Annotated in this window: 10 protein-coding genes; 8 read left to right on the top strand and 2 right to left on the bottom strand. The window is 63.6% G+C overall.

What is annotated here, in order from left to right; genetic code table 11:
• Positions 1–2 precede the first annotated feature (2 nt).
• Genes recR through folB form a run of 3 tightly spaced genes read left to right on the top strand, consistent with a single transcriptional unit; the run spans position 3 to position 1,807 of the window.
• Entirely contained in the window at positions 3–599 is a 597-nt protein-coding gene (gene recR, locus CFR80_RS05300) for a recombination mediator RecR (protein ID WP_010513139.1), read from the top strand.
• Positions 596–1,381, top strand: coding sequence for an SDR family oxidoreductase (locus CFR80_RS05295; RefSeq protein WP_110507142.1), 786 nt, complete (start codon positions 596–598; stop codon positions 1,379–1,381). The genes recR and CFR80_RS05295 overlap by 4 nt, the downstream gene beginning before the upstream one ends.
• Positions 1,382–1,405: 24 nt before the next feature.
• On the top strand, positions 1,406–1,807 hold the full coding sequence (folB, locus tag CFR80_RS05290) for a dihydroneopterin aldolase (RefSeq protein WP_010513137.1): 402 nt from the start codon (positions 1,406–1,408) through the stop codon (positions 1,805–1,807).
• Positions 1,808–1,849: 42 nt separating this feature from the next.
• On the opposite strand, the gene CFR80_RS05285 is transcribed toward folB, so the two are convergent.
• Positions 1,850–2,188 carry a TIGR02300 family protein gene (locus CFR80_RS05285; RefSeq protein ID WP_029329244.1) on the bottom strand — a complete coding sequence of 113 codons (339 nt, stop codon included), beginning with the start codon at positions 2,186–2,188 and terminating at the stop codon, positions 1,850–1,852.
• Between the two features lie 178 nt (positions 2,189–2,366).
• Here CFR80_RS05285 and aroA point away from each other — a divergent pair, with 178 nt between their 5' ends.
• The 5 genes from aroA (at position 2,367) to CFR80_RS05260 (ending at position 13,552) form a co-directional block, all read left to right on the top strand.
• Positions 2,367–3,719, top strand: a complete 1,353-nt coding sequence (gene aroA / locus CFR80_RS05280) for a 3-phosphoshikimate 1-carboxyvinyltransferase (protein ID WP_010513134.1) — start codon at positions 2,367–2,369, stop codon at positions 3,717–3,719.
• Positions 3,716–4,357 carry a (d)CMP kinase gene (gene cmk, locus CFR80_RS05275; protein ID WP_010513133.1) on the top strand — a complete coding sequence of 214 codons (642 nt, stop codon included), beginning with the start codon at positions 3,716–3,718 and terminating at the stop codon, positions 4,355–4,357. Before aroA ends, cmk begins: the two co-directional genes overlap by 4 nt.
• Before the next feature lie 275 nt (positions 4,358–4,632).
• Positions 4,633–6,348 (top strand): 30S ribosomal protein S1, encoded by a 1,716-nt coding sequence (gene rpsA / locus CFR80_RS05270; RefSeq protein ID WP_010513132.1) that lies wholly within the window; start codon positions 4,633–4,635, stop codon positions 6,346–6,348.
• Between the two features lie 598 nt (positions 6,349–6,946).
• A complete protein-coding gene (bcsA, locus tag CFR80_RS05265; RefSeq protein WP_258367734.1) occupies positions 6,947–11,392 on the top strand; it encodes a UDP-forming cellulose synthase catalytic subunit in 4,446 nt (1,481 codons plus the stop codon).
• A 15-nt stretch (positions 11,393–11,407) separates the two neighbouring features.
• The gene (locus tag CFR80_RS05260) at positions 11,408–13,552 is read left to right on the top strand and encodes a tetratricopeptide repeat protein (RefSeq protein ID WP_258367733.1); all 2,145 of its coding nucleotides are present in this window, start codon (positions 11,408–11,410) and stop codon (positions 13,550–13,552) included.
• Positions 13,553–13,652: 100 nt separating this feature from the next.
• Here CFR80_RS05260 and CFR80_RS05255 read toward each other — a convergent pair.
• Positions 13,653–13,939, bottom strand: a 287-nt coding sequence (locus tag CFR80_RS05255) for an ATP-binding protein (protein WP_181418166.1), incomplete at its 5' end; no start/stop codon positions are given.

Here is a 13,939-nt window from a genome sequence, read left to right as displayed (position 1 = left end):
GAATGAGCGGCAGGGGCGAAATTGACCGGCTGGTGACCCTGTTGGGTCGCCTGCCGGGACTGGGGCCGCGGTCCGCCCGGCGCGCGGCCCTTGCCCTGCTGCGTCAGCCCCATGCACGGATGCTGCCCCTTGCCGAGGCAATGGAGCAGGCGGCCCGCGCCGTGCGGACCTGTTCGACCTGCGGCAACCTTGATACCACCGACCCGTGCGGCATCTGTGCGGACCCGGCGCGTGATGACGGGCTGGTCTGCGTGGTGGAAAACGTGGGCGACCTGTGGGCGCTGGAACGTGCGGGCGTGCATCGGGGCGTGTACCAGGTGCTGGGCGGCACGCTGTCCGCCTTGTCAGGCATGGGACCGGATGACCTGAATGTGCAGCCCCTGTTCGACCGTATCGCTGCAGGCGGGGTGCGCGAGGTGATCCTTGCGCTGGGCACCACGGTGGAGGGGGCGACCACCATGCACTGGCTGCATGAACGCCTCGCCCGCTTTGATGTGCAGGTCAGCCGCGTGGGGCAGGGCGTGCCGGTGGGCGGTGCGTTGGACGTGCTGGATGACGGCACGCTTGCCGCTGCCATCATGGCGCGCAGGCCGGCATGACCGGGCCGTTCCCATGGCCGGTGTCGCCCGCCATCCCGCGCGTGGCGCTGGTAACGGGGGGCGCTGCCCGCCTGGGCCGCGCCATTGCGCTGGAACTGGCGCGCGCGGGTTTTGACATTGCCATCCATTACAACGAATCCGCCAGTGCCGCCGACAGGACGGCATCGGACATCCGGGCGCTGGGCCGCAGGACCCATGTCGTTCAGGCCGACCTGTCGCGGGAGGAAACGGTCCATCCCCTGCTGCCTGCTGTCACGCAGGCGTTGGGGCCGGTGGGCGTGCTGGTGAACAATGCCAGCACCTTCCGCCGCGATGAATGGGATGACGCCACGCGGGCGGGCTGGGATGCCCATATGGAACCCAACACCCGCGCGCCCTTTGTCCTGATCCAGGAATTCGCCCGCCTGCTGCCGCAGGGGGCAGAGGGTATGGTGCTGAACATGCTGGATGAACGCGTGTGGTCGCTGACCCCGCATTTTGTCAGCTATACCATGTCCAAGACCGCGTTATGGACACTGACCCAGACCATGGCGCTGGCGCTGGCGCCGCGCCGGATCCGGGTCAACGCCATTGGTCCCGGTCCGGTGCTGCCCACGCCCAGACAGACGGCGGAACAGTTCGCCCGGCAATGCGCCTCCGTCCCGCTGGGGTATGGGGCGACGCCGGATGAAATCGCGCGCGCGGCGCTTTCGCTGCTATGCCTGCCATCCGTGACGGGGCAGATGCTCGCCCTGGACGGGGGGCAGCATATGCAGTGGTCCCCGGCGTCGCGTCCCGCCTGAACACCCCAACCGACAGGAAACATCATGTCCGTGCTGCCGTCATGGAACGGGTCGCAGCCCCTGCGCTGCCTGTTTGTGCGCAATATGGTGCTGGATGCCCATATCGGCGTGTTTGAACATGAACAGGGGGTGACCCAGCGTATCCGGGTCAACGTGGCCTTTGGCGTGCCGGACAGTACGACGCTGGAGGTGGGCCCGGATGACCTGGGGCGCACGGTATCATATGAACGTGTGGTGCTGCTGGTGCGCGAACTGGTGGCGCAGGGCCATGTCGCGCTGGTGGAAACACTGGCCGAACGAATCGCAGCGGGGGTGCTGGCGGACAGGCGTGTCCGCATCACGCGCGTCTGCGTGGAAAAGCTCGATATTTTCGACGATGCCGAATCGGTCGGGGTCGAGATCGAACGCCGCAATCCCGACGCCTGATGCAAAAACGGCCCGGGGCGGTGTGCTCCGGGCCGGATCAGGTCAGTTGTCGTGGTCGTCCTTGTCGGTCTTCACGTCGATGTCGGCGCTGCTGATGTCGTCGTCATCGTCGTCATCAAGGCCCGCATCGTCGGGCAGGACGGTGTCATCATCATCATCGGCGTCGGTGTCCAGATCGACATCGACGTCGTTCTCAAGCGCGTTATCAGCCGTCTTGGGCTTGGATTCGGGGGCAGCTTCCACCGGGCGACGGACGCGGGGCAGTTCCACGGGCTGTTCAGCGCCGCATTTGGGGCAGACGGCCGGATTCTTGTTCAGATCGTAGAAACGGGCGCTGCAGGAGACACAGACACGTTTGGTGCCGAGGTTGGACTGAGCCATCTTGAACCTGTCGATCCTGTTTTGATTATGAATGAAGCCACGATATCCGGAAGTGGCAAAAGGCGCAGCCCCATGCCAGTTTGTAGGCGGAATGTCAAACACCGGGGCATGCGCCGGTAGGACGATCATGCCGATCTGCGATTGACTTTGCCACCCGGAATACGGAATTGGATGGCGTATGAAAACCGATCATGTCCAATCTTCCGTCCGCGCGCTGACGGTCCATGCCCCGCGCGCGCCCCTTTCCGGTTCGGTCCAGGTTCCGGGTGACAAATCAATCAGCCACCGTTCGCTGATGTTCGCGGCCCTTGCGCGTGGCACGACCCACATCACCGGCCTGCTGGAAGGCGAGGACGTGCTGCGCACCGCGGACGCCATGCGCGCGCTGGGGGCGGACATCACCCGCACGGGCGCGGGAACATGGACGGTTCGGGGCTGCGGTCTGGACGGGCTGCATGAACCGGCGGACGTGCTGGACATGGGCAATTCGGGCACGGCGGCGCGGCTGCTGTCGGGCATTCTGGCCAGCCACGGCTTCACCTCGGTCATGACGGGCGACGGCAGCCTGCGTGGCCGCCCGATGAAGCGGGTGATGGACCCCCTGGCGGCGACGGGTGCCGTGTTCCTGTCGCGTCAGGGCGGGCGTCTGCCACTGGCCATACAGGGAAACGCCAACCCGCCGCCGCTGTCCTACCGCCTGCCGGTGGCGTCAGCGCAGGTGAAGTCGGCCGTGCTGCTGGCGGGGCTGAATGCACAGGGCGAGACCCGGGTGGAAGAACCCGTGGCAACCCGTGACCATACCGAAAACATGCTGCGTCATTTCGGTGCGAGCGTGCATGTCGAACCCATGGGGGCGGGTGGCCGGGTCATAACCCTGCAGGGCAGGCCCGAACTGGTCGCGCGTGATATCGTGGTGCCGGGCGATCCGTCATCGGCGGCTTTTGTGCTGGCGGCGGCCCTGCTGGTGCCGGGGTCGGCAGTCAGCGTGCGCGGCGTGGGGCTGAACCCGCTACGCACCGGACTGTTCACCTCGCTGAAGGAAATGGGCGCCGATCTGGTCATCAGCAACGAACGCGTGGAAGGGGGCGAGCCCGTGGGCGACATCACCGCCACCGCAGGCGCGCTGCATGGCGTGGACGTGCCCGCCACCCGTGCGCCGTCCATGATTGACGAATACCCTGTCCTTGCGGTGGTCGCGGCCCATGCCACGGGGCAGTCGCGCTTTCGCGGGCTGGAGGAACTGCGGGTGAAGGAAAGCGACCGCCTTGCCGCCACGGTCGCCCTGCTGGAGGCCAATGGCGTGAAGGTCGAGGTTGTGGGCGATGACATGATCGTGCATGGTACGGGGGGCGCGATCCCCGGTGGCGGACTGGTCCAGACGCGCATGGATCATCGCCTGGCCATGAGTGCCATCGTCATGGGCCTTGCGGCGGGCAAGCCGGTTTCCGTTGATGATACCGCGTTCATCGATACCAGCTTCCCCGGTTTCATCACGCTCATGAACAGCATCGGCGCCGGGCTTGCGGCATGACCCGGCGGCTGGTCATAGCGGTTGACGGCCCTGCGGCGGCAGGCAAGGGCACCCTTGCGAAGCGGCTGGCGCAGGCACTCGACCTGCCATATCTCGATACGGGGCTGCTGTATCGCGCGACGGGGCGACGGATGATTGATGCGGGCCATGACCCCGCACAGGGGGCAGCGGAGGAATTTGCCGCCAGTGTCGGGCTGGAGGACCTCAGCCGGACCGACCTGCGCGTGCCCGAGGTCGATCGCGCCGCCAGCCTTGTCGCGGCACAACCCGCCGTGCGTCGCGTGCTGGTTGACGTGCAACGGCGTTTTGCAGGCGAACATGGTGCGGTGCTGGATGGACGCGATATCGGGACCGTCATTTTCCCTGATGCCTCGGTCAAGCTGTTCATCACGGCTTCCCCGCGCACGCGGGCCACGCGGCGGTGGGAACAGCTTGCGACCGATCCCGCCGCGCCCGACCGCGAGGAACAGATTACCCGTGTCGAGCACGAAATCGCGGCGCGGGACCAGGCCGATTCAGAACGTGCCGTCGCCCCCCTGCGCGCGGCCGAGGACGCCGTGCGCATCGAGACTGATGGCCTGAGCGCGGATGACGTGCTGGCCGAAGCCCTGCGGATCGTGGCGCGCATGACGCGCTAGGACGATTTTATGCGGGAACCCGGTCCCATATCGCGGGTTTTTATTGACATGCGCCGCCCATAGGGTGTCTGTGCTCAACGGTATATGCCCCACGCGCCCGTGTGGCGCGGGGTATGGCGTTTCAATGTTGGCCGTCAGGCGCGCCGCGACCGTGTCGTGGCATATCCGCCGGGCAAGCCGTTCCCATATGTCCCGCATGCGCGGGCACGCGGGGGCGCAGGATTGTCCCTGTCCACCCATGCGTGGCACAGGGTTACAGGATTTACGAGTAGCTCATGGCTTCAGCCACAACACAGCCCGTCGCCGACCATAAGGGTGGCGAGGACTTTGCCGCCCTTCTTGAGGAAACCCTTGGTCGCGACTCCGCGTTTGACGGTTCCGTTGTCACCGGTCGCGTCGTCCGCCTGACGGATGAATACGCGATCGTCGATGTCGGCCTGAAAAGCGAAGGGCGCGTCGCCCTGAAGGAATTCGGCCCGCCGGGTGTAACCCCCGATGTCAAGCCGGGTGACGTTATCGAACTGTTTGTCGAGCGGTACGAAGACCGTGACGGGTCCATCGTCCTGTCGCGCGAAAAGGCCCGCCGCGAGGAAGCCTGGTCGAACCTTGAAAAGGCGTTCGAGAACAACCAGCGCGTCAACGGCACCATCTATGGCCGCGTCAAGGGTGGCTTCACCGTTGACCTGGGCGGCGCGATGGCGTTCCTGCCCGGCAGCCAGGTGGACATCCGCCCCGTGCGCGACGTGACCCCGCTGATGGGTGTGCCCCAGCCGTTCCAGATCCTGAAGATGGATCGTGCGCGTGGCAACATCGTCGTGTCGCGTCGTGCGGTTCTGGAAGAAACCCGTGCGGAACAGCGCAGCGAACTGATCCAGGGCCTGAAGGAAGGCATGATCCTCGATGGCGTGGTCAAGAACATCACCGATTACGGTGCGTTCGTGGACCTCGGCGGCGTCGATGGCCTGCTGCATGTGACGGATATCGCATGGAAGCGCATCAACCACCCGTCCGAAGCCCTGCAGATCGGCCAGCCGGTCCGCGTACAGGTCATCCGCTTCAACCCCGACACGCAGCGTATCTCGCTGGGCATGAAGCAGCTTGAAGCTGACCCGTGGGAAAACGTGGCGATCAAGTACCCGCCGGGTGCCCGCTACACCGGCCGCGTCACGAACATCACCGACTACGGTGCATTCGTGGAACTGGAGCCGGGCGTCGAAGGTCTGGTGCACGTGTCCGAAATGTCCTGGACGAAGAAGAACGTCCATCCGGGCAAGATCGTCGCCACTTCGCAGGAAGTCGACGTGATGGTTCTGGATGTGGACAGCGCGAAGCGCCGCATCTCGCTGGGCCTGAAGCAGGTGCAGCGCAACCCGTGGGAGCAGTTCGCCGAGGAACACAAGGTTGGTTCCGTGGTGGAAGGCGAAATCCGCAACATCACCGAATTCGGCCTGTTCATTGGCCTGTCCGCAGACATCGACGGCATGGTTCACATGTCCGACCTGTCCTGGGACGAGCCGGGCGAAGTCGCCATGAGCCACTACGAAAAGGGCCAGGTCGTGAAGGCCAAGGTTCTGGATGTGGACGTGGAGAAGGAACGTATCTCGCTGGGCATCAAGCAGCTGCAGGAAGACCCCGCTGCTGACACGCTGAGCAAGGTGCAGAAGGGCGCGATCGTGACCTGCATCGTCACCGCTGTTCAGTCGAACGGCATCGAGGTGAAGGTTGATGATGTGCTGACCGGCTTCATCCGCCGTGCAGAACTGGCCCGTGACAAGGCCGACCAGCGTCCGGAGCGTTTCGCCGTTGGTGAACGCGTCGATGCGAAGGTCGTGTCGGTTGACCGCGCAGCCCGCAAGCTGGCCCTGACCATCCGTGGCCGTGAGGTCGAGGAAGACAAGCAGGCCATCTCCGACTACGGTTCGTCCGATAGCGGGGCTTCGCTGGGTGACATTCTGGGTGCCGCGATCCGTCGTCGTAACGCCGAGAACTGATACCAGATGGACTGTCTGGCCTGTTGATGCAGGCCGGACGCCATGCCGGAAAGGGGGAGGTGCAGCAATGCATCTCCCCTTTTTTTATGTCAGTTCGAAACTGACGGGATCGGTCGGCTGTAGCGCCCTGCCGGCCTGTTCCATATGGGGATAATACAGATTTATATTTATTTCATGCGCCGGAATGGCAAGCGGTTGTAATCAAGAAAATACTTTTCTACCCCTGATTGTATCTGAACATATTCAGCCAGGTTATCGATGCGGGGCGACTGCCCGGTCGTACGATGGCATGCGTATGCATCAGGGATATGTATAAGATGCATCCTGATGCCAGAGGAAAGAGGATAAAACGGAATATATTAGGAATATTATCCTCCATAATGGGTAGATTCTACAATTGTGGCATCAATATTGTCTGTTTTTTTTAAAGATATTGACAAAACAGTGAGGTCAATTAAACGGACAGGACAGATTTCAGATGCCCCCCGCTGGAATGAAAAAAATAAAAATCAATAATAAAATTAATAAATCTGATTTTATTAGTGAATGATCGGTAATGGTTAATAAAAAATCAGTATACACAGGCCTTCTGGCGCTTGTGTTTGTTGTTTTGCTGCTTGTCTCCAGTCTGACGTATCTGCCAACCGACCGGCAGTTATTCGTCGCGATTGGGGGTGTCGTGCTGTTTTTCCTCGTGCGGCGGCATCATGAACGCTGGTCGCGCTGTTTCCTCATGTTCCTGTCCATTTTTGTCTCCACCCGGTATCTGGTGTGGCGTTTTACCTCGACGCTCGATTTTTCCGGTGTGTTGCAGACCATCATGGTCCTGGCGCTTGCGCTGGGGGAAATCTATACGACCATCCGCGTCGGCCTGACCTATTTCCAGCTTGCGTGGCCGCTGCGGCGGACGGTCCATCCCCTGCCGGAGGACACGTCGCACTGGCCGGTGATCGATGTCTATGTCCCGACCTATAACGAGGACCTGTCCATTGTCCGCACCACGGTGCTGGGCTGCCTTGCGCTGGACTGGCCGGCGGACAAGCTGAATGTCTATATCCTTGATGACGGCAGGCGTGCCGCGTTCAGGGATTTCGCGCACCAGTCCGGTGCCGGCTACATCACCCGCATGCACAACAACCATGCGAAGGCCGGCAACCTGAACCATGCGCTGGAGATCACGACGGGCGACCTGATCGCCATTTTCGACTGTGATCACGTGCCGGTCCGCAGCTTTCTGAAAAAGACGATCGGGTGGATGGTGGCGGACCCCAACCTTGCGCTGCTGCAGACGCCCCATCATTTCTATTCGCCCGATCCGTTCCAGCGCAACATGAGCCGTGGGCGCGAAATCCCGCCCGAGACGAACCTGTTCTACGGGCTTCTGCAGGACGGGAACGATTACTGGAACGCGACATTTTTCTGCGGGTCGTGCGCGGTGCTGCGGCGCAAGGCCATCATGTCGATCAACGGGTTCGCTACCGAAACGGTGACCGAGGACGCCCACACCGCCCTGCGCATGCAGCGCCAGGGGTGGGGATCGGCCTATCTGCGTGAACCGATGGCGGCGGGGCTGGAGACGGAAACCCTGGGCATGCAGATCGGGCAGCGCATGCGCTGGGCGCGTGGCATGTTCCAGATGCTGCGTATCGACAATCCCCTGACCGGGCCGGGGCTGAAGCTGACACAGCGGATATGCTATTTCGCGGCCGCCACGCATTACCTGTTTTCGGTATCGCGCCTTTTGTTCCTGCTGGCGCCGCTGGGGTACCTGTTTCTGGGCGTGACCATGATCGCGGCGTCACCGTATGAACTTGCGGTCTATGCCCTGCCGCATCTGTTCCATACGACCATGACCATGTCCCGCCTGCAGGGGCGGTGGCGGTATTCATTCTGGAGCGAGCTGTACGAAACCGTGCTGGCGCCCTTTCTGGTGCGCATGACCTTCATTACCCTGATCGCGCCGCACAAGGGCAAGTTCAACGTCACCGACAAGGGCGGTCTGCTGGAACACGGGTATTTCGACTGGCGTGCGGTCTATCCCAACATCATCATCGCCATGGCGCTGATGACGGGGCTGGCCATGGGGGTGTGGTCGGCGTGCGTGCATTATCACGAAACGCTGGTGTTCCGCGCCATGGCCATGAACAGCCTGTGGATCCTGTTCAGCCTGACCATTGTCATGGGCTCGATCGCAGTGGCACGGGAAACCCGGCAGCGGCGCACCTGTCATCGCGTGCAGGCGAAGCTGCCCGTGCATCTGGCTACCGATGATCACCAGCAGTTCGCCTGTCATACCCGTGACGTGTCCATGGGGGGATGCTGTGTCAGCCTGCATGCGGCGGACCGGTTTCCGGTCGGGCATGGCGTGACCGTCAGCTGGACGCTGGCTGGTTGTTCCGCGGCCGTGCGCGCGGTTGTCATCGCGCGGACGGACAGCACCGTGCACCTGAAATGGGCGATAGACGGGCTGGCACAGGAAGAACAGGTCGTGGAACTGGTTTTCGGCCGGGACGATGCCTGGGCGCAATGGTCCGATTTCCCGCCCGACAACCCGGTACGGAGTTTTTATACCGTCCTGCTCAGCATCCTTGCGCTGTTCCTGCCATCCCCCCGGGATGGGGAAACGAAAAAGCCCCCGGCATCCACCCCGGGCGTGACGGGCAGGGAAAAGGAAGCCGTCCTGCCCAAGGAACGCCTTGTCATACAGCCGACCCGCCGCCCGCGCGGGGCGGCAACCGGTGTCATGGCGATGTGCCTGGTACTGGCAACGGGCATGACGGCATGGGCGCAGGTTCCGGCGGCCCCCTCCGCCGTGGCAACTGACGTGGACACCCCTGTTGCGGACAGGGACGCGGATAATGCCGTTGCGGTGTTTGATGATGAACACATGACACAGGCCGACGCGGCGCATGTGTCCCGGACACCGGTAACGGTCAGCCGAACCTTTACCCAGTTGGGCCAGTTCCAGCCGATGCTGCTGCGCGCCATGGCCCCGATATACGGGATGGACGCGGATGTAGGCCGGGACAAGATCATCCGCAGCGCACGGCTCAGCCTGTCCGGCAGCGTCAGTCTGCCCCCGACGACAGGGCAGGCGGCGATTGCCGTCATGCTGAATGACCAGCCTGTGGGTGTTGTCTGCACGCCGGGTAATGGCCGGTTCGGGCCTGTGGACCTGCCGGTCAGTCCGCTGCTGTTCGATACGCGCAACCGCTTCAATTTCCGCCTTGTCGCGCGACAGGGGGCGGGCGCCACCTTCCCGGCCAGCGCATGTGGCCCTGATGCGCAGCCGCCTGCGGATGTGGGCCTGCCCATGAAGGCGACGGGGTTGGAGGTCGTCATTGATCCGGAGTCCACGCTGTCATTTACAACGGTCCAGCTGATGCCGCACCGGCTGCTGTCCGCCCTGCCATATCCGCTGGTGGATCGTGGCATGGCGGGAACAGCTCCCGTGACCTTCGTGCTGAAGCCCACCACCAGCACGCAGGTGCAGGCGGCGGCCGGTATGGTTGCTTCATGGCTGGGCATGAAGCTGCATGACCGGCGTATCCACTTCGCGGTTGCGCCCGCACTGTCCGGGCCGGGCAATGCCATTGCGGTCGGGGTCGGACTGCCGGGGCCGTGGGGGAACATGCCTGCGGGACCGGTCGTGGCTGAAATCCCCAATCCGCATGACGTGTTCGGCACCGTGCTGGTGGTCAGCGGACGCACGGATACGGATGTGGCCACGGCGGCGCGCGCGCTGGTTATGGGCGCGCCACAGCTTCAGGTTGATGGCACGCAGGCTACAGCGCCCGACGTGACGCCCCCTGCGCGCAGGCCGTATGACGCCCCGGGCCTTCTGCCGACGGATCATCCGGTGCGCCTTGGTGACCTGCTGCCTGATACGCAGCTGCACCGGGCCGGGTTTGAGCCCATGGTGGTCGATATTCCGTTTGCCGTGCCGCCCGACCTGCATACATGGCGTTCGAAGCCTTTTATCGCGCGCCTGCGGGTCAGGGCGCCGCCCGGCGCGCTGGTGGATCGTCACCATTCCGAGGTGGATGTCATGCTCAATGGCATGTTCCTCCATTCCTATCCGCTGGTTTCATGGTCGCTCAATCCGTTCGGCAGGCATGACGGGCTGGTTGAACATGATGTGGAACTGCCGTCATGGGTGCTGAAGGAACAGAATGTCCTGTCGGTCTATTTTAATGTCCGCGCCCGGAACGGCGGGGGAGAGGGGCCTGCCGTCAGTGAGGTCGGGCTTGATCCGTCCTCGACAATCGACCTGTCGGCATCGCGGCATCTGGCGGTCCTGCCCAGTGTGAAGCTGTTCGCCATGTCGGGCTTTCCGTTTTCGCGCATGGCGGATCTGTCGCAGACGACCGTCCTGCTGCCGCCGGACCCGGCACCCGCAACGCAGGGTGCCTTTCTGGACCTCATGGGCTTCCTTGGGGCTGTGGACCAGTATCCGGTCACCGGCCTGCATGTCGATACGACGGACATGCACGCAGGGGGAAAACAGGCCGGGGACCTGCTGGTCATCTCGCCCTTTGACCAGCTTGGCGCGGCGGCGCAGGCGCTGGCGCGGGCCGGTTACCGTACCGGCGGGACATGGAGCGTGAAGACAGGGCAATGGGTGCGCCATCTGGTCGGGATGGGGGCGGCCAATCCGCCGGGCAGTCTGGATGAAGGGGCGCTGGTCGCAGCGCAGTCGCCATTCGCGCCGCACCACTCGGTCGTGGCGCTGCTGGGTGCGACACCCGATGCGCTGTCGGCCATGGCGAGGGACCTGCGCGACCCGGCCCAGGGCGAACGTTTCCAGGGGGACATGGTGGTGCGGCACGGGGCGCGGCTGGATAATTACCGCACCTCCAGCGCCTATACGGAGGGGTACATGCCGGCGTGGATGTGGCCCGACTGGTATCTGGGTGGACATCCGTTCCTTTTGTACCTGCTGGGTGTCATCGGCAGCGTCGCGGGTACGTCCTGCGCCATGTCCGTGCTGCGCGCGCGCAGCCGTAGGCGGGTTCTCAATGATGACCTGACCGGCAATCTGTAACAGAAAAATCGATCAATGCACCCTGACCCATCCGTGCCGTACCGGCAGTTTCTTTCTTCTGGCACCAGCCTTGTGGCGGCGTGCAGGCGCATCATGCTGGCGGGCGCGATTGGCATGCTGGGGACGGTGGGGGCGGCACGGGCCGCTGTGCCTCCGTCAGTCAGCTATGCCGAGGGGATCGTCAACCAGCAGATCGAGGAAGGGTATTTCTGGATCAACCATGACGAGGACACGCACGCCCTGCATGCCCTGCAGCGTGCGTTGCAGATCCAGTCGGACAATATCGAGGCCCTGCTGATGCTGGGTGCGGTACAGGCGCATCAGGGCGACCCCGCAGCCGCGCGCCAGACCCTGCTCAGGCTTGAAAACGCGCATGGGTCCACCGAACAGATCGCGGCCCTGCGGCAGTGGATCGCGCAGCCACCGGTCGACAGGGCAGCCCTTGCGCATGCGCGCGCCACGGCGGACGCCGGGCACGCTACGCAGGCGATGTTCCAGTATCGTGCCCTGTTTCCTCAGCCTTTGCTGCCCCCCGCGCTGGAGGTGGAATATGACCGCGTCCTGTCGGGGGCGCCACTGGGATATGACGATGCCGTTCGGCGGCTGAGAACCCTGCTGTCAATCGGGCCACACGACATGGAAGCCCGCATCGCCCTGGATCAGTCGCTGGGATACCGGCCCGTTTCCCGCCCTGAAGCACTTGCCGACATGCGTGCGCTTGCGACATCGCCCGATACGTCGTCCAGGATCCGTGATGAAGCGGTTCAGGTATGGCGCAGGACGCTGGACTGGATGGGGGTGGACCCGCAGGCCGCGCCCTATTACCGGGCATGGCTGGACATTCACCCCGATGACACGGTGATCAGCCAGCGCATGCAGCAGATTGAGCGCATGCAGCGGGTCAATACGGGGTTTACGGCGCTGGCGCATAACGATCTGGACCAGGCGGAAGCCGCGTTTCAGGACTGTGTGGATGAGCCATCCGTCCGCGCTGCCGCGACCGAGGGGCTGGGCCTTGTCGCGCAACGGCGTGGAGACATGACAAAGGCCCGGGCGCTGCTGACGCAGGCCGTGGCGCTGGATCCGGCCAATGTCGAAATCCACAGTGCGCTTGTGGCCCTTGACGCCCCGGAAAATGACCCGGCGCTGCCGCAGATGTGGCAACTGGTGTCGCACCGTGAATACGACCGTGCATGGGCCCTGTTGCAAGAAATTGAAAAAAGGCACGGCCGGATTGCCGATACCGTTCAGGTCCGCGCCATCATACTGGAAGCGCGGCACGACTGGCCGGCCGCAAAAGTGGCCTGGACGGACCTGTTGCGCCTCTCGCCGGGCAACCCTTCGGCCGAAGCCGGGCTTGCGGGCATCCTGATCCGTGAAGGCAGGCTGGGGGAAGCGGCACGGCAGATCAACAGGCTGCGCGCCGTGCATTACGCGGGCCTGCCCGTGCTGGAGGGACTGCTGCTGCAGGCCCGCGCACAGGCGACAACCGACCCGCGCCTGCGCGCGGCCCTGCTGGAACAGGCGTTGCGGCAGTTGCCGGATAACGGCTGGGATCACCTGCATCTGGCCCAGGCGCTGGTGGCGCTGGGCCAGACGGATCGCGCCCAGACATTGATGCAGCATTTCTGTGATACTGCGTCTCGACGCACGGATGCGCTTCAGGCCTGTTTCGCGTTCGCCATGCAGACACATGACATGTCCGGGGCCGCAGCGCTGCTGGCGCATATGCCACCAGCCGCCATAACCCCCGATATGGCGCGTGGCGTGGCGCTGGTGACATTGTGGAAACGGCTTCAGGCGCTGCCTGCCAGTGATGCACAGGCCGTGGCGATGCTGCAGGACATGCCGGTCGCCCCCGATCCCGACGGCATGCGTGGACAGATGGTCGTGGATGCCATGCTGCGCCGCCATGCGTCGAATGCCCAGGCCATTGCTGTGCTGGACCGGGCCATGACGCAGGCGGGCGGTACGCTGGAGGTGGATCAGGCGCTGGCGTATGGCGGAACGTTCGTGCAACTGGGTGATCCTTCTGCCGCGCAGCGTGTCATGGACCGACTGGATGCAGAAGGTCTGGATCTGACACCGCAGCAGCGTGACGCCCGCAAGCAGATACGAGAAAGCATTGTCTGTCAATCGGCACTCAAAAATAACCCCTGATCGGCATGCAATATTAACCCCCTGTTGAAGGCCCGGCCTGTCTCCTGAAGCCGTAGGCGTAAGGAGACAGGCCGGGGCAGGTATGGATCTGGAGAGAGGTTCAGTTACGGTTCCTGAACCGCCAGCTTTCGTTCCCTGTCTCGATGATGTCGCAGTGATGGGTCAGACGGTCGAGCAGTGCCGTGGTCATCTTGGCGTCGGCGAATACACTGGCCCATTCACCGAAGGACAGGTTCGTGGTGACAATGACCGAGGTCTGTTCATAAAGGCGGCTGATCATATGGAACAGCAACTGTCCGCCAGACTGGGCAAAGGGCAGGTATCCCAGTTCGTCGAGGATGACAAAGTCCAGTCGGCCGAGTTGTTCGGCCAGCCGACCCGCCCTTG

It is taken from the genome of Komagataeibacter oboediens, assembly GCF_003207815.1.
Lineage (GTDB): Bacteria > Pseudomonadota > Alphaproteobacteria > Acetobacterales > Acetobacteraceae > Komagataeibacter > Komagataeibacter oboediens.
This window is presented reverse-complemented; position numbering and strand designations above follow the sequence as displayed.